Consider the following 23096-nt stretch of genomic DNA (forward strand, 5'->3'; position numbering starts at 1 on the left):
GCCTGCTCTTCCTTTCAGGAAAGTTAAAGCCGAGGAGAGATCCTCGGCTTTTTTATTTTTTACCAGAGAGGAATTCCGAAGATCTTATTCGTAGTTTTCCCTTCTTTATTCGTTACATTCGTATAGAGTAAGGAAAGGATCGCATGGCGACTATACTTGGTCTTCTCTTCATATTCCCAATCCCAAAGAAGTCCACCAAGTCCAGGAACTGCTAAAATTCCCATCGCATTCAATCCGTTTAAGTTCGGATATTTTCTATAATAGAATAATCCGGGGCCAACGAGCATCAGATCTTCGTCTTGAGAGATCTTTTGATTTCTGTAATATAATAATCCTAAGCCAAGCATATCGAACCTTCCGTCTTTTTCGGAAGAGAAGTATCCGAGTACCGGAGGAAGCAGTGTAGAAGTTCCAGCAGGATCCGAATGATAATACAATACAGGAAGTAGATTCACCAAAGTATCGCCTGGAGAAGAACGATAACGCAACCATAGAAGATTTGTATCTGAATAATCAGGACTACGCTCATGGCCTCCGAGTAGACCACCGAAAATTGCTACCTTCCTTCTTTGTTCTTCCAATTCTATATGGATCAAACCTAAGAATAAATTGAAGTTCCTACGTTTCCAAGTTGATTCATAATTTGTATCGAAAATTCCTGCAAATCCCCAGCGATCCCAATCTTTATCCGTATAACCATAGAGACCGAGAGTAAACCAAAACCTAGACTCTTTACTTTGTCTATAAAACGCAAGTGGAGCTAAACCATAAGCAGTACGTTCAGAATTGTCCAAATAAAAAGCGGGACCAAAGACCAACCTTTCCACACTCGAATTTTTGGATCTATAATCAAAGAATATAAGAAAATTTAAATGTTTCTGATTTCCATTATAACTATTTCTGGAATTATACCAGTATAAAGGAAATAGATAACTTTGGCTTTCAGAACTTTTCTCTCCCGTTCTATAATTTTCCGAACTGGAAAAATCATTCGAGAAAAGGAATAATGCAGAAAATCCAGTGCTATTATTAACAGCACTTTTGGGATAATTATCTTCATTCGCAATCGTTGAAGAACTATTATAATTAATCAGCTTAAGGAAAGTAACTTCTCTAGATGAAGTTTCACTCTTCTCTGACTTATACGATGTAGAATTTGTATATAAGAGTGGGATCGGTAAAAAATAAAAGGAAGAAGAAGATTCGTAAAATTTTGACCTGGTTGAAGAGAAGGATCCAAATGGATTCAAATTGTAAGAATCCGAATTTCCATTTTCATATTGTGTTTTGTCCGAATAATATAAAAGTCCCCAAGTAGTCCGTTCCTTTAGAACATTCGGGATATTTCTCTCCGCATTAGAATAGAAAGGATAGATCGCAAAAGAACTCTCCCTGTCGGAACCGGAACCGTTCAAAATTCCCAAAACATTCCAACCGGATTCATTTCCTTTTTTATAGCCGTAGTACAAAACCGGAACAGTCGTATAACTTTCGACTGTCTTCTCTCCTTCTTTTTTAGAACCAGTAAAGTAAAAAGGAAAAATATGAAACGAGCTCGAAACATTCTCTCCGTTCTTCTCATTGGAGGAAGAAACTATTCCTAAAAAATTTCCTTTAGACACAGAACCGGAAGATTCACTATAATATCCAAGCAGGAAGAATGTGCTTTCGGTTAAATTCCTCTTATAATAAAGCCCCGGAATAAGTAAGAAATCCGTTTTAGTTGCTTGTTCCGGAGTTTCTCCAGCTGCCTTATATCTATTAAAATAATAGAATGGAGTGAGTAGAGATGAAGATTCAGCTCCATTCGTTTCCTTTTTATTAGAATAAGCGGACAATAAAGTATAAAAATTCGATTCTGAGGATTCTCCAGCTGAAGATTGAGAACTTAAACCGTAACTTAAGTAAAACGGTATCAATAAACTATAAGAATTCTCTTGAAATATTTCCCCATTTCGGTTCGTTTCCGAGCCAGAATGGAACAGAGGTAAAAGTAAAGAATGAAAAGACCTAGTCGTAGTATTTCCTTCCACGATCCTCTTTCTATAATATAAAGGAGAGATCGTTCTAGAATGGTCCTTAGATTGATCATGTGCGACCAAAGGAAAAATCCTAAAACCCCAAGCATCCGGAGAAAAATACAACCGTGTGATCGGCCAGAGAACTGAATAATCCTTTACCTGCCCCTGTTTTCCACGAATGAAACCGAATAGAAGATAAGATTTTAAATAATCTTCTCCTTTTGTTTGGCTTGCATAAAAAGGAAATACAACCGAATAAGATTCATCTCCGATCGTGCTGAAGAAAAATAAAGGACCTGCAAAAACATTATCCGAACTTTTTTTAGACCAAGAAAACCAGCTTAGAGGAAGAAGACGGAAATGTCGCCTATCGTCTCCTTGTTCATAACTAAAAATCCCGAATAATGCGCTTACTCCCCAGAAAGAACGAACATTATCTCTAGTTAATCTATTATATTTATTTAAACCGTCACCCTCTTCTTTCTTTTCAGAAGCGGCTTCTTTTTTGATCGTTTCTATCGGGATCTCTTCTGCAGGATGTTTTGATTTCCAAAACTCCAGAGTTTCCTTAGAAATAGAAGACCTTGCGGAAATACTGAACAGATTATAAAATATAGAAACATCGGTATCTAAATAATAATCTTTTTCCGTAGCCCCCGCCCCAGCTCCAAAATTGCCAAGAGTTTGTGAAGAAGAGTAAGCAAGCACAAGCTCTAAAGTTTTATCCGCTTCTTCATATTTTAAGTAAAAAGGGAGCACGATATTCCCTTTGCTACGTGGAGTATTCCAATTCCAATAAAGAAGGAATTTAGTGGTAAATTCCTCTTTACGCACCTTATCAATATTCGTAAACCATAAGGCAGGCCAGATCCAAGTATTATCTTTCTCAGCCGAAGTATTATAATAGTGAAAAAGACCGAAATGTTTGTGATTATCTTCGTCGTTCCCAAATTTCAAAAACAAAGGTAAAACAAGATAAAAGCTATCCCGTTTATAAAAATATAAAGGAAAGAAGTAAGTATATCTAGGATCGCCCGCCTTATCAAGGCCTCTGCCTGCAAGCCCGAGCACATTCCAGTAAGAATATTCGTTGGTATTATTCGAAAAATAGAACGGATAGATCCTTCTTCTGGATTCTTGGTCAGTATCATATTTTTCGTATAATGTGATCAGTGAATAATTTTCAAATTTTGTCTTATATTCTTTTTGATAAGATAAAGGTGTAATTAACTCTTTATACTCAGTCGTATTACTCCACTGGAAAAAAGGAAGTACGACCAACTTCTCATATCGATCTCCCGTTTCACTCTTCCTTGAATAATAAGGTCCGATCCAAGTCCTATCTTTGTCCCAATATGTGAGCAATGGAATGATCCAAGTGTATTCATCTCCGAATTTATTTCCCTTCGCCCAAAGAGGTAGAAAATGAAAATATTGATTGGATCTATAGAACCAAAGCGGGAAGAAAAATCCCTGCTTAAATTTCCCTTCTTCATTCCAAGACAGGTAAGTATTGATAAGATAATTCTGAGAGGCTTCCTTCTCCTTATTTCGATAATAAAGGAACCAAGGTAGAAGTGTAGTTGTTCCAGATTCGTTCGATGAATAATAGGAAATCGGTGTAATTACCTTGGACTCATTCGGCTTAAACGAATGATAATATAAAGGAAAGAATAAAAGTTTAGAAGAACCGTTCCAATCCTTAGTATAATAAAAATTCAAAGCGTAAAGATCAAAATTTGTTGCGGTGTTTTTATAGTAAAAAGGAGGGATGATCCCGAACTTTTCCGATCCATTATCAAAATATAGAGGGAAAAAATATAAATAATCGTTTTTCTTATGAAAGAAAAGAGGGAATAAATAGGATGAAGAATATTCGCTTTTTTCGTTCGTATTCCAACCACTGATCAATAATATGTTTGTATTCGATTTTCCATCTTCCCAATTCCTTTGAAATAAGATCGGGATCGTAGCAGAATATTTTTTTAGCTCTCCATTTTCATAATTTCTATTTAAGAATAAGAGCAGATAATAGGAAAACTTCTCTTCTAACTTACCTCCTCCTCCCAATTGAGGAGTTTCTTTCCAGGTTTGGCCAAAAATCGGAGTGAAAAAGGATCCTTCCTGTCCGGAGTCCCAAGAATTATACGAAAACAAAGGAAAGATCGTAAAATGAAAATTCTCTTTATCTGAATAAGAATTATAATAGGTATTATAAAAGAAGATCGGAAAAAAACTAAAATGAAATTTCCTTTTTCCAGATCCCCAATACATGAGAGGCAAAATAGATCCGTAATTTGATTCTTTATCTTCACCCCAATGAAAGATCAGAAAGTGATTCCAAGTTTCAGATGGGCTACTATTCCTAAAGAATAAAAACGGGACCGCAAAGCGGAACACTTCCTCTCTTCCATTTTCGATCTTTCTATTCCTACCAATTAAAGGTAGAAAGGAAGGAAAAGAGACCCAACTATCCGAAAATTGTGGGCCTCGATCTTCATACGAATTATAATGAAGTAAGGAAAAATTTACTCCTGTATCCGATTGAGCATTTTGGATACGTTGAGCGAAGTAAAAAGGGAATCCATAAGAGCGAAAAGATCCATTTTCCTTTGCGGACAAATGATCAAAAAGAGGAAAGAAACTTGTACGAGTGAATTTAGGATAATTCGTATATGTGAAAAGTATAAAAGCGTTTGCCGAGTAATGTGGGCCCCAATTCTCCACACTTGCAAAAGGAGGAAGCCTAAAGGTGTATTTATCTTCCTTATCACTTCCTAAGATAGGTTTTTTATCTTCGGTTAAGGTATCGAAATAGTCGACGGCTCCCAACTCAAAGGAAGAGAAACAAATAAGAAAAACTAAAAAATGGAACGAAGTTCGCCTGAGTTTTGGAAGATAAAATTTCGAAAAGACCCTAATCATATACCTCCAAAAGTTTCCGTTTACTTTTTTCCCCTTTTACGATCCGGACCTTGGAGGGAGCAATATCTAACTCTTCAGCGATCGCCCGACAGATCGCGTCATTTGCTTTTCCCTCAGTCGCTGGTTCTTTAACCGCCACAACCCAAATCCCGTCTTCTCCTTTTGTTAAGGAAGGTTTTTTAGAGTTAGGTTTTACCCGGACTTCTATCTTTAATACGGACACTTGACAAGATTACTTTTTGCGAAGTAATTTTCCAGTTATTAACCTTATCTCTTCTAATCCCAAAAGCAGACTAGAAGAGAAAAAAATTATCATCCCCGGCAGAACAGCTGCAGTCAGGGAAATTCTGGAAGAATTCGCGTATCCTAGGCCTATTTCGGAAAGAAAATCCATCACAGGGCGATGGGCAAATTCTTTATAAAGAAATAAAAAAATTCCCATAGAGAGAAGAGGTAGGATCAATTTTACGATCTTGGAAAAAAAACCTTCCCAAGGAAAAGGAGCTTCATGCTTTTTTAAACTTCTAGAAAGTAAAGTCCAAGTCACGATCGTAGATACTGCGGAAGAAAGAGCAATCGCAGAATGTTTTAAAAAGAAGATCAACGAAAAGTTCAAAGTTAAATTTAGAGCGAAAGTAAATGCCTGTACTCTGAGAGGAGTTTTTGTGTCTTGAAATGCATAAAAGGTAGAGATCAAAACCTTATTCATGCTATAAAATGGGACCGCAACGGAATAAAAGATCAAAGGTAGGATCGTAGTCTCCGTTGCAAGATGATCCCATCTTCCCCCAAAATAGATCGAATCCAAGATCGGCCCTGCAAGGATCCCGATACCGAGTGCTGCCGGAGCAGTTAGAAATCCTGCAAACCCAAGAACACCCAACATCTCTTTAGGAACCTCAGAATGCCTATTTTGTTTTAAAGAAGAAAGTAATGCGGGAAGAGTTGTAGTTGCAAGTGCAACCCCAATAATCCCTGTAGGAAGTTGCACGAGTCTTTGTGCATAATCCAAACTCACAACAGCGCCTAAACCTGGATTTTGGTTCTGGACCCAATTCGCCAAAAATATATCTACCAAAAGTCCAAGTTGGTAGAAGCCTCCCCCAACTACGGCAGGAAGCATCAGATTAAAAATTTTCGAAATAGCAGGATGTTTATAATTCCAGGAGAATATAGGACCTTCTCCATTTTTGGAAACATACCATGCTTGGACCAGAAGTTGGATGATCCCCCCTCCTACGATCGCAAAACAAAGAACTCTTACTTTGGTCAAAAGTTCCCATTCCACAAAGGGAAAGATCCCAAGAAAAACCGTAAGATAACTTAGGTTTAGGATGATCGGAGAAAGAGAAGGAACAAAAAAGCGATTTTTCACATTCGAGATCGCCATATAGATAGAAGAAAGACTAGCGGTAACGATTAAAAAAAACAGAATATAGGTAAGTTCTACAACAAGCCCAGAATATTCCGCAGTTCCTCCTACAAGGAAAGGAAGGGCATATGGAGAAAAACTAAAAACAAGAACTACAAAAGAGAGTAAGATCACAAAAAGAAAACTTAATACTGCCCCGCTCATTCTACGTGCAGCTTCGGTCCCTTCTTTATCTGATTCGGAATAGAGAGGCATAAAGGATTGGGAAAGTGTTCCTTCGGCGAGTAGATTGCGGAACATATTCGGCAATCTATAAGCGACCGAAAACGCGGATGCTACGGTGCCCGTCCCGAAGGAGACGGCCATAAAATGATCTCGGAATACTCCTAAAATTCTGGAGATTAGAGTGTAGAAGGAAAGAGCAAAACTTCTTTTAGCGGCTTGGGACAAAAGATCCTACGTAGTCGGTTTTTCCGACTGATAAAACTAACCTAATAGTTTCTCTAAGTATCGAATCCCGCCTGTCCGGCTGACGTCAAACTGAATTCCACAGTTAGGACATTGGTGTCTTCCCAAGGTTTTGATCCGAAGTCTTACCTTACAGGATTCACAGTACAAGATCCTTTCTTGTGCTTGTTTTAAATGTTCCAGAGAATGTTCCAAACTTGTTTTAACTTCTTCTTTCTTAGGAGAAGATACAGTCTCCTGGCCTGGGATCGGAACAGTGCTGATTTCCGGAACATATACGTCCGATTTGCTAAGAGAACTTTTAGAACTGGAGTAAAACTGTATCGGTTTCGTTTGACGAAGAGAAGAAATCGATTCTAAATTTTCGGATCTTGTTCTTCTATCTTCTATCTTTAAGGAGGAAAGCCAAACTTCCGCGTCTTTTTCCTTATCGAAAAAATTTGCGGTTTTGTTCAGACCGAATAATCCAAGAACTAAATGGCTTTCTTCATTCCATTCGCTGAACGCTATATTTCCACCGAACTTCTCGAAAAAGTTCTTCAACTCGACGAGTGCGGAGATCCCGTCTTCTTCTATATATTCGATGAGATGAGAATTGACTAGTACTAGTCTTTCTCCATCTTCCCATCTAGTCTTGACAAATCTCACCAAATCAAAAGCGGAATAAGAATCCAATACTCCTTTCGGAGTGATCTTCAATATGGTCCCAAGTTTTGTAGTATGAATTTCCAAAGAGATTTATCCTAAATAGATCGCGTCTATAATTTCAGCTTTTTCCCGATTCACAGGTTGAGCCTGAGGAGGAACAACAGGATGAGATGGAGCGGAGTGAGAAACAGATTGAACTGGCTGAGCCGCAGGAATTTGAGAATTTTCTCTCCAACGAACAGGTCCTTCCGTCTGAGCAAAGTCCACCTTCTCCCATAATGGAGGAGCAACCGGATCTGCGATATATTGTCCATCTCTGGTGAAAGATGTTCTTACACTTTTGATCAATAGATGAGCAAATCCTAATATTAGAGCGCAGATAAGAGCGATGATCGCGTTATTCTGAAGTGTCCACCAGAATAGTTCCGTTTGGATCTTCACAAAATGAGCGAAGTTCCCTCTTTCGTATTTCATATGAAGAGAGGCTACCCTTTCCAATTTTTCAGGATGATAGACCGCCATAGAAAGAAGTACATCCGGCGCAAGGATCTCCGGAAAATAAGGATAAACTATTTGCATTAGTTTATCCTTATCAATTGCCTTTTTTTCTTCGAGTAAGATCGGAGTTCCTATTTGCCATTTTCTTAAATGATGTGCAGCCGTATAATTCGGGGATAAAAACTTAGGTTCAGGCTTACGTTTAGCTCGAGGTTCCGAAACAAAGTCTTCATTAGAAGATGCAAGAACTACTCCTGAATCATCCGTCATGGTGATCTCGGAAATAATAAAACCTTCCTTATCTCCTGAAGTCACTTTTACGAGTCTAGAGAATGCAAAGTTTAGATCATCTAGTTTGTCCTTACTTAGTCTACCTTCGCTGGACTTAGAGATCGCACCGATCGTATCTCTTGCTCTCTGATCCGATAAATTTTTGATCTGCTCGAAAGAAGCAAGAGAGGATTCCAAGAAGGACCATGCAGAGGCTCCTACAGCAATCCCTTCGCAAATCAAAAGTGCTAAAATAAAGAATAGAATATGTTTGAAAATTTGCACCTGAGAACCTCTCTTCTTTTAAAAATCGGCCGATTTCGGCATTTTTCTAAAGAATAAATTCTCAGTTTAGGTCAGGATCTTAGAGTTAAATCCGTACAAATGGCCCAAAAATTCGGATTGGAAAAGCCTACTCCATTCCCTTTTTTTCTCTTCTCCGCTATCGAGCCCCAGGCCTGCAACAGAAACCATAGATCTCCAGTCTTGACCACAAGGATGAATGCACTGGAATGCGGAAAAATCATTGGAAACATTCAAAGCAATCCCGTAGCTCGTGAACCAGGACTTAAAAAGTACACCCATGGAAAGGATTTTGCGGTTTGGAGAATCGGAAAGATAGAGTCCTGGAGCATTCGGATTTTTTACAAGAGTGAGTCCCCAAACTTCTTTAGTCGCATGTATCGCAATTTCTAATACCAGATCCAAAAAATCTGAGATGGAAATTTCCCTTTTTTTTAAGTCCAAATGTATATAGGTAACGATCTGTCCGGGCTCATGAGCGGTATAATCCCCTCCTCTTTTAATGTATTGGAGAGAGATCCCGTTTTCCGAAAGGAAGTCCTCATTTCGCAGAAGATTGTCGATATTGTAATTGATCCCCCCGGTTATCGTAAGAGGGTGTTCCAAAAATAGAATCGATTCTCTTCTTTTCGCCCTGGACTTCTCTTGGAAGCGGACGTAATCTTCATAAGGAAGGGGATTTTTCAGGGAAAAAGCCTGCACACTCGTATTATTTATGGAAAAGCTGCTCGAAGTCATCTCCTTTATCCTACAAAGATCTCCTCGCGGAAGAAACCGTCAGGAACTCGCTAAACTGATCTATTTGTCAGATGGAGTATTCTTCCAAAAATACGCCAAAGTAATTACTGAGCAAAAATATATCCATTTAGAAGATTCTCCCTATCCGATGGAGCTGAACAATGCATTGCTCCACTTAAAGGAAAACAGTCTAATAGATGTGACTCCGAAATTAACGGATACCGGGATCGCTGGTTATCTATTAACCTGGGTTGGTTCTGGGCACGAGGACGAGATCGACTTGAACCGTCAGGAAAAAAGGATCCTTCGTAAGGTTCTGGAAAATTTCAAGGGAAGTGTGTACGACGAAAATCGGGTGTATCCGAATTTGTATGAAAACTACGTAATCACTCCTCTTTTTTCGGAAATTAAGTTTAGCAAAGAAACTATTAATACGAAAATCCATTTCTTCAAAAGAAAAACGCTTTTGAATATCTCGGGCAAAATATTTAAGGTACTTTTTAGCGAGTAAAAACGAATGCTCATCACTGTTTGCAAAGGAAAAATTCATAGGGCCACCGTAACAGATGCAGATCTGAATTACGAGGGGAGCCTGACAGTGGACATGGATCTCGTGGACGCGGCTGGAATGTTTCCTTACGAAAAAGTTTCCGTAGTCAACGTAAACAACGGATCAAGATTCGAGACCTACCTGATCGAAGGTAAACGTGGATCTGGAGAGATCTGTCTGAATGGTGCCGCAGCTCGCCTTGGAATGAAAGGAGACAAAGTTATCATCATCTCCTACGGTTCCTTAGAGGAGAAAGACCTTCCGAAAGGTTATAAACCTCAAGTCGTTCTTGTGGACGACAAGAACCATATCAAAAAAGCCTAAATATACGGCTGGACTAAATTTCCCTAATTCGATAAGATCGATGCCATTCGGTCGAAACGAGCCAAAACCCTTTTTTTTTCGATAAAAAACGAAACTGTAGCCTAAGTTTCGTGGTAGTTTGGTCGATATTCAATAGGAAGAACCGTACTGGGATAATAAACCGCATGAAATCCATCGCAAAATTTTCTTTCATCCTATTATTCTTAATTTTGGGAAATGGCATCTCCGGCCAAAACAACGCTGAAAAGGAAGGAAAAGGTTCCGAAGGCGGAGTTGAATTTTATCCCCTTGCCTATTATGATGATAGGCTACTCGTCAAAGATGTTTCCTTCTTCCGCAGACATGCGGACAACGGAAAAGGCGAGTTCATGGACGTAATGGTAGAACTCGAAAACAGAGACTTCGACGCTGCAAACTTCTCCGTTTATATTTTAGCGGTAAATGAAACTCCACTCTCTCGTGTGGATGATAGAAGAGAATTGGTCCCCTTCCCTAAATGGAGACAATTCGATGTGGAAGAAAGCACTAAGGTGGTAAACTTCCATAACCTAGTTCCTGTAAAACTGGACAATAAGGCCGTTTGGGGAGATAAACGTTTCGGAGAAGTTAAGAAGAACTACGACGAAAAGATCTCTAAGGGCGAAAAGATCAAGATGCCAAATCCGAATTTGGATGAACTTGTACATTATCTTACCAATAACCCTAAAGACGCTCTTCCGATCATTCTCTATGGAGAAGAAGGCCCGAATAAGGATAAGGTATTAGTTAGTAATTTTGTTCCTCAAACTGCTGAAGATCTACAAAAACAGAAGCATGATAGTTTGAGCAAACACACTTATACGATCTACAACGCTAAGTATAAGACTACTATCTTCTCTCATCATTATACTGAATACCGCCCAGGGTATTTCACTTTCAATAAGGTTGTAGTTCTAATCTTCAACCCTCAGAAAGAGAAAAACAAACTGGTTTACCGTAAGATCGTAGATATCAACGGATTAAAACTCGTTAACTAAAGATCAGATTTTTAAATCTAAAACTAAAAAGAAGGACCTGAAAGGGTCCTTTTTTGTTTATAAACAAATTTTTCACGCGAAGCCGCGAAGTGAAGAAGAGCTTCCGCCTTTTATCAGGCAGAGACGCAAATCCACAGAGATTATGAAATAGTCTTTCGCCAAATCAATTCAAGAAACTGCCAAGCATTTAAATATAAGAACCTTCTTATCTTAGCGCCTTAGCGTGAATCTAAAATTGTAAGCCCAATACCGGCACCTTCCAGGGTTAAAATGGTCAGCGTATAAAAAAAGGACCCTCACAGGGGTCCTTTTTTAGTCCTCAGGGATTTTGGCCAGAGCCAGATCCTGGTCTACGATAACGATCTATACTGCCCGGAACGAATCTTGTGGTCCAGAGTCCTCGGTCGATGTTTTTCTCCACCCAACCTTTCCCATGATCCCATCGTCCATCCGATATAAAATCGAAAAAATACGAGGAATTCATGTACCGGTAGGAGTCCATGATATCTAAGATATCCCGACTCTCCGAATCCTCAGGGGCCTCTTCGAAGAAGAAGTTGTTATCCATCCACCTCTACCTTGGATCGTTCCATACAAATGTCCATCTTTATTTGTCTAATGAGAAAATAATCTAGGGTTTGGACCAGATTCATGGTTCGTCTCCTGATACTTTAGACCCAGGTTCCTCACGATTCTCCCCCTGGTTCTTGGAAACGGAATAAAGAAAGGGTAAAAAACCCTGGTTTTTCTCTCCTTGGAACTCTTTCTTCAAAAACCTACCCCTATCCTTTCTGACGGATTGTTTTACCTTCCTGAATTTTTCCGCCTCGTCCAAAAGACCGGCCAGGCGATTTTCGAGGAAAAATTTGAGTTCTTCCTGCAAATCCTCTCCAACTTTTGCAGACTCGTCTTTTGGATTTTCCGACTCTAGATCCATTTCCAGGCTCCCAGTATAATTTTAGGTTTCCCCCGGACAAACGGGTCTCGAAACAGAAGATTTGAGCGCGTTTTTTTTCTTGCGACAAGGGAGTTTAGACCCAAATTTGAGGGAATGCTAAATGTTACCGAACTCACGGAAACTCTCGCTTCCGGCAAAGATATAGAACTAGAATACAGGTTTATTTCCGACGAGGACCACCAGCAGATTTATCTGCTCCTTTTACAGGTTCTCGGAAATCTAGACAGATTATTTCTGACGGAAGTCATTTCTACCGTCTTGAAAGAACTTTTGATGAACGCAAATAAAGCGAACGCCAAAAGGATCTTCTTCCTTACCGAAGGTCTGAACATAAACGAACCTTCCCACTATAACAAGGGAATGAAACGTTTTTTGGAAGATATCATTCATAAATGGGACGAGCAGGAAAAAGTACTGAAAGGTTCCAATTTTGGTGTCAGACTTCGTGCGAAGATCATGAACCAAAATTTGATCTTCCTCGTAGAGAATGATGCATCTCTTCTTCCCCAAGAATTGGAGAGGATCAAAGCGAGGCTTGAGTCCGCGAGTAAATTTAACGATCTATCAGATGCTTTTCTCTCCATGGCCGATAGCCAAGAAAGTGCCGGTTTAGGACTTGTGCTTATCCAGTTACTATTGAAAAACTCAGGGATTGGTTCGGATAAATTCAAGATAGAAACGGACGGAAAGATCACTCGAGCGACACTAGTCATTCCAAAACAGATCGTTCCTTTGGACGTTGCTACAAAACTTAAAGATCGTATCCTCGCAGAAGTGGAAGGACTTCCTCCTCTTCCTCATACTCTTACTAGGATCATAAACCTTTGTAATAATCCAGACTCGGATTTAGGTGTAATCGCAGGAGAGATAGAAAGAAATCCGGCGATCAGTGCCGATCTTTTAAAACTTTCGAACTCTGCAGGTTTCGCAAGTAGGAATAAGGTGAATACCATCGTCCAAGCTGTTAAGGTCGTTGGGCTGAAGAACGTTCGAAATCTTTTGTATGTCTCCGGAGTACGAAAGATCATGGAAGGAAGATATTCCAAACTACAAGAAGTGTGGAATCACTCCAACCTGGCGAGTTATTTCGCAAGACAGATCTCTCAAAGAGCTGGTCTTGGAAAACTTTCCGATATCGCAGCAGTCGGAGCCTTACTCCACGATTTAGGAAAATTCGTTTTGCTTTCTTTGGATCCTACTTTGTTTAAAAGATTAGCCTCTTATCAAAAAAATAGGGATCTTTCCAATTCGACCATCTTGGAAGAAATTTCTACAGGGATATCTCATCCTACTTTAGGAGCAATGCTTGCTAGAAAATGGGATTTCCCTCCGGACCTAGTGAATATGATCGAATTTCATCATAGGGCATTCATGGCGACTAACACGATTTATACGGATTTAGTTGATTCCGTATACGTAGCAAATATGATGTGCGATTATCTGGAAAAGAAGATCAGCTATTATGCTGTGGATTCAAATGTGTTAAAAAAATTCCAGTTGGATGATAAGGCAAAATTCGAAGAGACCTGCGAAAAATTAGCAAAGGCCTACGAGATCGCGAATGAAGAAAACTGAATCTAGAAATCTGCTAAATCTGCATGGGATCAAGTTTTATCGGTCCGGTACGCCGATCCTAGACGGGATCGATTTTCAGATCAATTCAGGAGAACATTGGGTTCTTTTGGGAAGGAACGGAGCCGGTAAAACTACTTTAGTAAATTTGATCTATGGTTCCGTTTGGCCCACAGCAGGTAGGATCAATCTATTCGGAGAAACTTTCGGGGAGACCCCTTTACAGATCCTCAGAAATAAGATCGGGATCCTGGATTCCTCCCAACAGGAAAGCGCTCTTCAAAAAAGTCTTACAGTGTACGATGTGCTTCTTACAGGTTTTTTTCATACTATCGGTTTTTATAGAGAATCTAACGCTTGGGAAGAAAAGGAAGCCGAAAGGATCTTGGAAGAGAACGGATTCGGAGCCAAAAGGAACCAGCTATTCCGCACACTTTCTTCCGGAGAAAAGAAGAAGATCTTATTCTTAAGAGCAATGTGCACTTCTCCCGAGTTTGTGATCTTGGATGAACCTTGCTCCGGATTAGATTTAACAGCTAGAGAAGAATTTATCGATTTTTTAGATGAATATAAGAAGAATCGTAGCTTCACATCCATCTATATCACACATAGGATCGATGAGATCCCACCTTTCTACGAGCATGCAGCTCTTTTAAAATCGGGAAAGATCCTATTTTCCGGAGAGATCAAAGAGGCATTTACCTCTGCAAGATTATCCGATCTTTACGATCGTAAGGTAGAAGCCGAAAACAAAAACGGCACCTGGGTCGCAGTAACAGAAAGAAAGTAAAGATCTCAGTTCGCACGGAGAACACAGAGATCACTGAGGATTTCTCTTGATTCATTCTTTGTGCACTCCGTGAGCTCTGTGTGAACTTAATTAAATATATTCAGCATAGTCACACTCCGGAAAACGAGAGCAGATATAGTATTCTTTCTTCTTTGAGGATTTTTTTCGGACCCTTTCTCCTTCTTTACATACAGGGCAGATCCCGTATTTAGGAGTTTTTGGTTTTTCCTTCAGCTGTTTATTGATCTCTCTAATATCCGTTTTTTTGATCTGAGAATCTAAAACGGAATAAAATTCTGTAAGAACCTTGGATCTTGTCTCTTCTCCAGAAGCAATTGAATCCAATTTTGTTTCCATTTCGGATGTAAATCTTTCTCTGAATAGTTCTGAAAACGCTGCTTGTAAGAAAGAATTTACTCTTTCTCCCAAAATTTCTGAGAATAATTTTCCTTTTTCGGATCGAACGTATTTTCTTTTATATAATGTTTCGAGAATAGAAGCAAACGTAGAAGGTCTACCGATCCCCTCTTTTTCCAATTTGGAGACAAGGCTCGCCTCTGTATATCTAGGAGGAGCTTCTGTGGTTTTTTCCGATAAGTCCCAAGACTCTGGTTTCAGCCGATCCCCTTTTTTCCAAGAAGGGAGTAAAGAAGCAGAACCATTATAGATCTTTTTATAACCCGGATCGATTGTAAAAAGTTTTTCTCCCTCCCAAGTCTGCCCCCCACCGGAAGAAATGAATTCTATTCTTTTCCAAACCTCAGGTTTCATCAGAGATGCAAGAGAACGTTTCCAGATAAGTTCGTAGATCTTTTTAGCATCCTTACTTAAGGAGCGATCTCCTAAAGAAAAAACGAATGAGGGTTCTAAACCTATATCCACTGGGCGAATTGCTTCGTGTGCGTCTTGGGATTTTCCTTTTGTCTTTTTTACACGATAGGTTTGGGATCTGTCAGAAACATATTCTTGTCCGTATAAGGTTTTGATCTTTTTACGGATCGATTCCTTGGATTCTTCGCTGATCCGAACGGAATCCGTTCTCATATAAGTAATGAGCCCTTGAGTTTTTCCTTTTCCTAAATCGACTCCCTCATACAATTCTTGCGCGAGTTTCATCGTTTTGGATGCAGAGAATTTTAATACACGAAATGCTTCTTGTTGTAAAGCCGCTGTAGTAAAAGGAGGCGGAGGAAGTGTTTCTCCTACTTTTTCCTTTCTTTCGGTGATCTCCAGTTCTTTTGTTTTTTTTAATATTGATCCCAGGAATTCGGAAGCTTCTTCTTTTGTAGCAAAAGCCTCACGTTTAGGGTAGAAGATGATATGATCATTTTCTCCAGGTCCGTACGATACAGTAGCAGCAACAAGCCATGTAGTTACCGGCACAAAATTTCGGATCTCTTCTTCTCTATCGCAGATCCATTTTAGTGCGACAGATTGTACTCTTCCTGCGGATAAACCTTCTCCGCCGACAGCTCTCCACAAAAATGGGCTGATCTTGTATCCGATCAGTCTATCTAAGATCCGTCTTGCTTTTTGGGAATCTACCAAATCCAGATCGATCTCGTCCGGTTCTGAAATCGCCTTTAAGATCTTTTCCTTTTGGATCTCTTGGAATCTGATCCTAGAGATCTTCTTCTTACCCAATTTTTGAGCTAAGATAAATCCGATAAACTCCCCTTCTCTATCCGGATCTGTTGCGATCAGAATGGAAGAAGAAGTTTTTGCTTCTTTCAAGATCAGAGAGAGGATTTTCTTTTTTCCTTTCAGAGGAACATACTCCGGCTCAAAATCTTTCTCAATTTTGATCCCGATCCGATCCGAAGGAAGGTCCAGAATATGGCCGAAGGTAGCAAGCACCTTGTAATCCCTTCCTAAATAGGAAGAGATTGTTTTTACTTTTGTGGGAGATTCTACAAGTACAAGAATGGACATTCTAACGAGAGCAAAAAGCCCTCGTTAAAGTATTCTAATGAGGTCCTAACTCTTCAATCAAATATCCATTCGGATAGGTAGGGTTATTTCGTTTCGTCACGTAATAAGGAGTTTTTCTTGGGGGCCAAAAATATCGTAAGAAGAATGCCCTGAATTTGAAAATCCCGTAGGTTAAGACAGCAATCAAAGGATTCGGACTCGGAAATCCAACCGCATCTCTTAATGGTTTATCCATAAGAGAATAGACAGCATGATAAATCAGATATTCTAATCCAGGAATTTTCGGGATCCTTGCAGATGCAATTTTCATCGTAGCAAGCGCAACCTGTTTAGAGTCCTCAGTACATTTGAATTTTTCCCTTTCGAATCGGATATTAAACTCCAATAATTCCTCATAAGTTTCCGGAATATCTTTGATATTCATAAGTTTTCCGATCTTCCTCCAAAGATAGAAGTTCGCGAGTCTCTCTTTTTCGGTGCTTCTTCTCCATCCGAATTTTTTATTCCAACGATCCGGTTCAAAAACGAATGTTGTAAGAGTGTATAAAAAGTCTTCGTTCTTTATATCATATTGTTTATGGATCTGATTTAGCCTTCTGACGGCTTCTCTTCCTCTTTCGCTATCTAGTCCGTTCTCTATAAATTCAGCGAGGATCAATGCGGTATCATCGTAACGTTTTTGTCCTGCGATCTCGAATTGTTTTGTTGTATTTAATATTTTAGAAATAGAAGGGATCGCGTAAGTCCTAAAAAAAGAGATCGCAAGCGAGATCTCCACATCTTGTGGAAAATCATAACTCCCTGAAAGAAATACGATCTTCTGAGAATCTTTCTCTGCATCCAGATCTTTGATTTGCTCTAATACTCTTAAACGGTTGAACATTTGTTTACATCGTTCCTTTCTTTTAAATTCTTTCGATTTCCACTTTTTCGCACAAATGTTCGATTAAATATTTAATGCAACTCTTTTATTCAGATACTTTTATACCAAACAATAAGCCCCAGAGTTTTGAGGATTGGGGTTCGCACGGAGAACGCAGAGAACACTGATGCCTCCGAGAAAAAATCTTTCTCTGTGAGCTCCGTGAACTCTGTGCGAAAGTTTCAATTAAATATGAGTTCGCACTGAGGCACAGAGAACACTGAGGGTTTCAATGTACTCATCCATTCTCTTCTTCCCTTCGCGGCTTTGCGTGAAAATGATAGACCTCAAGGCCACGCCAAGGCGCTAAGAAAAAGAAGATCTTTGCATTTCTAAACTGGTTTTGCGTATGTTCGTAAAGGCAGCTTGCGAATTCAAAATCATACCTATTCTCTGTGAACTCAGTGAGCTCTGTGCGAAACGTTCCGTAGATATAAAAAAATCCCGGCGAAATAGCCGGGATTTTGAAAACGAATAGATTTATAGTAAATCTTAGCCGTTAGATGGTACTGGGAAAAGTCCTTCGATAGAAAGATATCTTTCTCCGGTATCATAGTTGAAGGTAAGAACTGTTGCTCCTTCCGGAAGTTCAGGAAGTTTTTTCGCAACCGCTGCAAGTGCCGCTCCAGAAGAAACTCCGAGGAAGATACCTTCTTCTTTTGCTGCGCGAAGTGCATAGTTAAATGCCTCGTCTTTGGAAACTTGGATCACTCCGTCTAGTAGATCAGTGTGTAAGTTTTTAGGAATGAATCCTGCACCGATCCCTTGAATTGGGTGTGGTCCAGGTTTTCCTCCGGAGATTACAGGAGAAGCTTCCGGCTCTACTGCGAATACTTTCGTTTTAGGGAACTTCTCTTTTAATACTTTTGCAACTCCGGTGATATGTCCACCTGTACCAACTCCAGTGATCAGAGCATCAACTCCGTTCGGGAAGTCTTTTAGGATTTCTGCTGCAGTTGTTTCTACGTGAACTTTAATGTTTGCTTCGTTTTCGAACTGTTGAGGCATCCAAGCTTTAGGATTTTCAGCAACGAGTTGTTTCGCTCTTTCGATCGCGCCAGGCATTCCTTTTTCGCGAGGAGTCAGGTCGAATTCTGCACCATAAGCTGCCATAATTCTTCTTCTTTCCACACTCATTGACTCAGGCATAACTAGGATTAAACGATATCCTTTTACAGCAGCAACAAGTGCGAGACCGATCCCTGTGTTTCCTGAAGTAGGCTCGATGATTACAGTGTCTTTTGTGAGTTTCCCGCTTTTTTCAGCATCTTCGATCATAGAAAGCGCAATACGATCTTTGATAGATCCGCCGGGATTACTACGCTCTAATTTAGAATAAACATTGTATTTGGATCCAAAGAGTCGGTTGATCTTTACATGGGGAGTATTACCGATCGTCTCTAAGATATTATTTGCTTTCATTAGGAATTCCTACCTCTGCAGCTGGGTTTTTCTGAACTTGTCAATATATTAAACACATTTTTCAATATATCAAATGCGATCAATGAAAAAAGATCAAAAGTGACTGGATATTTCTAAGATAACCTAAACTTCTTTCAAGACAATTCCGGCAAGGAATGCTTCCGTTTCCGGCCCGAAAGAAAGTCCTAATCCCTTATAAACAGCATAAATTGTGGAGATATGAACATTCGAATCTCCAGGTGTCGCTGCATATCCACGCACTTCTTTCCCATTTACTTCCAATGCAGAGATCGGAAATACAGCGTGAGAAAAGATCCTTCCATACAATCCACGATCTCTCCCAGAAGAGAAGATTGAGTTCGTCGAAACAAGTTCTGTTGTACTTAAAAAAGGATCATTCTCTATCTTAGAGACCAACCATTCTTTATTAATCTCTCTTTTTAATCTCAGATGAAAACGGATCAAATGCATATAAGGAGAATTGATAGTTACGGAAGAAGATCCCAATTTGATCTTAAAACCTAAATCCGCATACACCTCATTCAATAATCTCCCATGATGCGTTCCAGTTTCTGATTCCGGAAGAACAAGTAAAGGCCCAGTGACGTGAGGATCATTCTTTGCCATATCTGCGTCCCTTCGGATCACAAAAAAGTCCGCCTCTTCTAAAATAGAATTAAGCTCTTGAGGTTTGTCCGAATACAAAGGACGAAGGATCCCTGCCAATGTATGAGTATTACATGTGGATACATGAATAAACTTTGGAGGATCTTTTTCCAGGATCGGTGCACTTTCCGGATACAAAAATTGAGGTCCGAAAGAATGTTCGCTTCCTTGTGCGATAAAGATCCGGATCGAAGAATAGATCGGATCCGAATATTCGGATTTTCTTTTATCTGCAATTCCAGGAGGAGAAGAATCGCATACTACGAGTGAGCTCGTAAGAGCCTCTTCTTTAGAAATGTATTCAGGGAAAAAATTTCGGACTGAATTATTACCGTCGTCCACAACGATCGCTCCCTTTTCTATCAGGGAAAGAATTTGAGGGATTTCGGATTTTTGCAGTTTATAAGGTTCTACGAATACTCTAAAACCCCCAAACTTATTTTGCAATACGAGTAGAATAGAAGCAAGAGGCCAACCTATGACCCCCGTGCCTCTCAGATAAACTCCTGGAGTTTTGACTTCGCCCACGTTTCGATGTTCCGGATCTCGGTCGAAATCGTATAGGAAAATTTTTCGGATCTACTAGAGAGCGCTGATCCTATAGAAAGAATCTTCCAAATAGTTGTTCTTGTAGTTCACGTAATTGGCGGCAGTTCTATCGATCAATTGTCTTTCCTGCTCCGTAATATCTCTTACGATCTTTGCAGGAGATCCCATGACCATTACTCCTGGAGGGATGATCTTTCCTGGAGTTACCATAGCACCTGCGGCCACAAATGAATATTCTCCGATCTCTACTCCGTCCATCACGATCGCGCCCATTCCTACAAACGCATTGTCCTTGAGTTTGCATCCATGCAGCACTGCCCTATGCCCTACGGAAACATTGTCCCCAATTTCTACTGGATGAGTGTTTTTAGAAACATGCACCACGGTCATATCCTGGATGTTTACGTTGTCTCCGATCCGAATATAATTCACATCCCCACGAACTAAAGTTTGGAACCATATGGAAGAATCTTTACCGATCGTAACATCTCCGACCACTAAAGAACCTGGTGCTAAAAAGACGTTCTCTTTAAAAAAGGGACGTTTTCCCATATACTCCAAAATATTTCCGGCTAAATGTACTTCTTGCATATATTTTCCCTCGATAGCGGATCAATCTTACAATATTCTAAGACCTGGACAAGCTCAAATTGGTGGAACTTTTTTAAGGAAGGAAACTTTCGTTTTCCGGATTTATTTACGGATAAATTTCAGGATCTCTATTTTTTCTAGGGAATTTTTGGATACTAGCTCCCATCCATTCCGTATAAGTTCCTTTTCCAGTAATAGATCTAGATCGATCGCCTGAGGATTTTCTAAGGAAAGTACGAAAGAAGAAGTTTCATCGTTATATCTGATGATGGAGACAGATCCTTTTTTCCTGGAAAGTAATTCGGAGATCTTGGATATTGATTTTGATTGTTTTATGATCAGCACTTTTTTGGAGAATATTTCCTGACCGAATAATGCGGATAAACGTAAACTATTGGTGATATAAATATCAGAACCAGAATCCAAAAGGAACTGATTGTATTTCACAAACTCATGAGAAAGTTTCTCTTGTAAGATAAAATAGGCCCTAGAGAAAAATAATGTCTGAATAAATAACAAACCGGTCAGGATCTTCATATATTTGGGGATAGTATCCGATCTTTTTCCGTTAAAAAACAATAAGACCGCCGGAACGGTGATCCAAGATAGATATCTCGTTCCCCAATCTATATTCGAATCGTTAGGTGAAAATACCGTCGCAAATACAAGGCTCAATAAAGTGGATAGTAAGAGTTTTTTTTCCGTATTCTCTAGATCTTTCCAACGGTATAATAAATAGGCCAACCAAAGAAGGACCCAAGGGCAAAATGCCAAAAAGCCGACTCTTCCATTTCCCCAAAATAAAAGAGAAGCATACTTTAGAAGCCCGATTTCCCAAGCTAGGCCCCAATTAGATTGTATCCTTGTTCCAAAAGGGGAACCGTATAATGAATAATTGATAAATCCATAAAATACGACCGCGACCCCGCTAGCCATCAGCTGATATAATCTACTTCTGTCGATCTCTGAGATCCGAGAACGATCTCTTATATATTCATATAAATGGAATACTCCCAAAAAGCTGAATAGGATCGTGTTTTCAGGTCGAAAGAAAAATCCAAGTCCAACTAAAAATCCGGAAAACAAGTTTAGATATTTATTCGAAGCGGGTTTATAATAAATACACAGTCCGAAACATGTTAATAAAAAAGTAATGGAGTAATCCGGAAATAACGCCGAGTGAAAGAAGGCCGGGCCTAATCCTAAAAATAGCACCCCAATCCATTTTAGATCCGTTCTGATCTTTAAGAAAAATATACCGATCCAAAAGAACAAAATAGAAACATAAAATAATAAACTATAATCCCCTAGTAGACCGAATAAGGAAGCGAATAGAGAGAATGCAACCGGGAATGGACCGGAAATACCGTCCTTTAAACGGATCTTCCAGCTAGGGAAAAATTCACATCCACCTAGGTCTGAAAGTATTTTGCAACTTGCGTATTGGCTCCCGTATCCTGAATCTAAAAACGCCTGGGCTTGGAAAATTTTATTTTGATTGTCTGCGACTAGGATCGAATTCGGATCGATTTTAAGGATAAATAAAGCAGTGAATAGAAAACAAACGAATAGAAATAGAATTTGAGAATGAGGAAGATACTTATTAATTCGATTCGCGTCCAAGGAAGAACTCGGTTTTACATTTCGGATAATAATATATGACCCGCAAAAAATTGATAATTCAACTTTTTTTCAAATAAAATCTACTTTGACCGAATTTACTTGGTTCATACTGTAGTTCAAAATGTTATCATTGAAAAAAGAATTCGGAGAGAAGGAAAAAAAATTCGATCGAAAGAAGTTCCTACAGATCGTTTTAATTTCAGTGACGATCGGATTTTTATTCTCAAGCGCAATTAGGATCTGGTTTATATTCCCGTTCGTCCCTGAAACGGAAGAAATGTCTCCTGCGTATCCGAAAGGAAAAAGAATTTATATCTCTAGATTTTTTAGAGACTCCAGTTTGTTTTTAGGCGACGTGATCCTAACAGAACATCCCACTCAAAAAGGAAAAGTAGTCCTAGTCCGGATCATGGGTAAATCCGGAGACCAGATGTCCATCAAGGACAAGGTATTGTTACGGAACGGGATCCCGGAGAACCAAGAAAAATTCTCCTTCTCCCTTCAATTCAAAGACGCAAGACCTGCCTTTTCCCAACATGATTCGAACAGGGATAATCTATCTAACCTAACAGTTGAAGATCGGAATTATTTCGTACTCTGCGATAATCGCGACGATTGTTTGGATTCTAGAGACTTTGGCCCGATCCCCTTCGAAAAGATCCTAGGCAAAGTTTTTTAACCCTAAGATTTCGCACGGAGGACACAGAGATCACGGAGATCTTTTTTTACTCTGTGATCTCTGTGCAAACTAAACGCGACAGCGATGCGCAGGGTTTAGTCTCGAAGAGACCGAAGCGAAGCGTAGCCCGTAGCAGCGCGGCCCGAGCCATGCGAGGGGTCGCCCGAACACTTATTTCTCACTAGAATCGCTTCTAAAATTCAGCAAAAAACGGATTTTCAGGATGGTTTTGGTATAAAAACATGTATTTAAAAGAGCT

General features: G+C 39.6%; 20 protein-coding genes. 6 read left to right on the plus strand and 14 right to left on the minus strand.

Annotated elements, in window-relative coordinates; genetic code table 11:
• Window positions 1-59: 59 nt before the first annotated feature.
• From EHQ64_RS09580 to lipB, 6 genes are all read right to left on the minus strand, one after another.
• On the minus strand, window positions 60-4946 hold the full coding sequence (locus EHQ64_RS09580) for an LA_1737 family protein (protein WP_135649263.1): 4887 nt from the start codon (window positions 4944-4946) through the stop codon (window positions 60-62).
• Window positions 4939-5169: a DUF167 domain-containing protein gene (locus EHQ64_RS09585; RefSeq protein ID WP_135649264.1), complete on the minus strand. Its 231-nt coding sequence runs from the start codon at window positions 5167-5169 to the stop codon at window positions 4939-4941. Before EHQ64_RS09585 ends, EHQ64_RS09580 begins: the two co-directional genes overlap by 8 nt.
• A 9-nt stretch (window positions 5170-5178) precedes the next feature.
• Window positions 5179-6768, minus strand: coding sequence for a murein biosynthesis integral membrane protein MurJ (murJ, locus tag EHQ64_RS09590; RefSeq protein ID WP_135649265.1), 1590 nt, complete (start codon window positions 6766-6768; stop codon window positions 5179-5181).
• Window positions 6769-6804: 36 nt separating this feature from the next.
• On the minus strand, window positions 6805-7518 hold the full coding sequence (locus EHQ64_RS09595; protein WP_135649266.1) for an STAS domain-containing protein: 714 nt from the start codon (window positions 7516-7518) through the stop codon (window positions 6805-6807).
• Between the two features lie 6 nt (window positions 7519-7524).
• A complete protein-coding gene (locus EHQ64_RS09600; RefSeq protein ID WP_135649267.1) occupies window positions 7525-8487 on the minus strand; it encodes an LIC_12071 family protein in 963 nt (320 codons plus the stop codon).
• A 66-nt stretch (window positions 8488-8553) separates the two neighbouring features.
• Window positions 8554-9243 carry a lipoyl(octanoyl) transferase LipB gene (gene lipB / locus EHQ64_RS09605; protein WP_135649268.1) on the minus strand — a complete coding sequence of 230 codons (690 nt, stop codon included), beginning with the start codon at window positions 9241-9243 and terminating at the stop codon, window positions 8554-8556.
• Here lipB and EHQ64_RS09610 point away from each other — a divergent pair.
• The 3 genes from EHQ64_RS09610 to EHQ64_RS09620 all read left to right on the plus strand — a co-directional run bounded on the left by EHQ64_RS09610 (window position 9221) and on the right by EHQ64_RS09620 (window position 11133).
• Window positions 9221-9754 (plus strand): type II toxin-antitoxin system antitoxin SocA domain-containing protein, encoded by a 534-nt coding sequence (locus tag EHQ64_RS09610; protein WP_135649269.1) that lies wholly within the window; start codon window positions 9221-9223, stop codon window positions 9752-9754. The two genes, lipB and EHQ64_RS09610, sit on opposite strands and share 23 nt — an antisense overlap.
• 6 nt (window positions 9755-9760) lie before the next feature.
• Window positions 9761-10117, plus strand: a complete 357-nt coding sequence (gene panD / locus EHQ64_RS09615; protein WP_008592788.1) for an aspartate 1-decarboxylase — start codon at window positions 9761-9763, stop codon at window positions 10115-10117.
• Between the two features lie 164 nt (window positions 10118-10281).
• On the plus strand, window positions 10282-11133 hold the full coding sequence (locus EHQ64_RS09620; RefSeq protein WP_135649270.1) for a hypothetical protein: 852 nt from the start codon (window positions 10282-10284) through the stop codon (window positions 11131-11133).
• Between the two features lie 319 nt (window positions 11134-11452).
• Here the strand turns inward: EHQ64_RS09620 and EHQ64_RS09625 are convergent, their stop codons facing one another.
• Together EHQ64_RS09625 and EHQ64_RS09630 are read right to left on the minus strand one after the other, a co-directional pair.
• Window positions 11453-11701, minus strand: coding sequence for a hypothetical protein (locus tag EHQ64_RS09625; protein ID WP_135649271.1), 249 nt, complete (start codon window positions 11699-11701; stop codon window positions 11453-11455).
• Between the two features lie 81 nt (window positions 11702-11782).
• Entirely contained in the window at window positions 11783-12070 is a 288-nt protein-coding gene (locus EHQ64_RS09630; protein WP_135649272.1) for a hypothetical protein, read from the minus strand.
• A gap of 114 nt (window positions 12071-12184) precedes the next feature.
• On the opposite strand from EHQ64_RS09630, the gene EHQ64_RS09635 reads away from it, so the two are divergent.
• Both EHQ64_RS09635 and EHQ64_RS09640 read left to right on the plus strand, forming a co-directional pair.
• Entirely contained in the window at window positions 12185-13666 is a 1482-nt protein-coding gene (locus EHQ64_RS09635; protein WP_135649273.1) for an HDOD domain-containing protein, read from the plus strand.
• Window positions 13653-14453, plus strand: a complete 801-nt coding sequence (locus EHQ64_RS09640; protein ID WP_135649274.1) for an ABC transporter ATP-binding protein — start codon at window positions 13653-13655, stop codon at window positions 14451-14453. Before EHQ64_RS09635 ends, EHQ64_RS09640 begins: the two co-directional genes overlap by 14 nt.
• A 90-nt stretch (window positions 14454-14543) precedes the next feature.
• Here the strand turns inward: EHQ64_RS09640 and topA are convergent, their stop codons facing one another.
• The 6 genes from topA to EHQ64_RS09670 form a co-directional block, all read right to left on the minus strand.
• Window positions 14544-16385 (minus strand): type I DNA topoisomerase, encoded by a 1842-nt coding sequence (topA, locus tag EHQ64_RS09645; protein WP_135649275.1) that lies wholly within the window; start codon window positions 16383-16385, stop codon window positions 14544-14546.
• Window positions 16386-16419: 34 nt separating this feature from the next.
• On the minus strand, window positions 16420-17268 hold the full coding sequence (locus EHQ64_RS09650; protein WP_135649276.1) for an oxygenase MpaB family protein: 849 nt from the start codon (window positions 17266-17268) through the stop codon (window positions 16420-16422).
• A gap of 531 nt (window positions 17269-17799) precedes the next feature.
• A complete protein-coding gene (gene cysK, locus EHQ64_RS09655; protein WP_135649277.1) occupies window positions 17800-18729 on the minus strand; it encodes a cysteine synthase A in 930 nt (309 codons plus the stop codon).
• A gap of 123 nt (window positions 18730-18852) precedes the next feature.
• Window positions 18853-19923: a hypothetical protein gene (locus tag EHQ64_RS09660; protein WP_135649278.1), complete on the minus strand. Its 1071-nt coding sequence runs from the start codon at window positions 19921-19923 to the stop codon at window positions 18853-18855.
• Between the two features lie 54 nt (window positions 19924-19977).
• On the minus strand, window positions 19978-20535 hold the full coding sequence (locus EHQ64_RS09665; protein WP_135649279.1) for a gamma carbonic anhydrase family protein: 558 nt from the start codon (window positions 20533-20535) through the stop codon (window positions 19978-19980).
• A 102-nt stretch (window positions 20536-20637) separates the two neighbouring features.
• Entirely contained in the window at window positions 20638-22158 is a 1521-nt protein-coding gene (locus tag EHQ64_RS09670) for an LA_3751/LA_3752 family putative glycosyltransferase (protein ID WP_135649280.1), read from the minus strand.
• A gap of 121 nt (window positions 22159-22279) precedes the next feature.
• On the opposite strand from EHQ64_RS09670, the gene lepB reads away from it, so the two are divergent.
• Window positions 22280-22837 (plus strand): signal peptidase I, encoded by a 558-nt coding sequence (gene lepB, locus EHQ64_RS09675; protein WP_135649281.1) that lies wholly within the window; start codon window positions 22280-22282, stop codon window positions 22835-22837.
• Window positions 22838-23096 lie beyond the last annotated feature (259 nt).

It is taken from the genome of Leptospira sarikeiensis (assembly GCF_004769615.1).
Classification (GTDB): Bacteria; Spirochaetota; Leptospiria; order Leptospirales; family Leptospiraceae; genus Leptospira_B; species Leptospira_B sarikeiensis.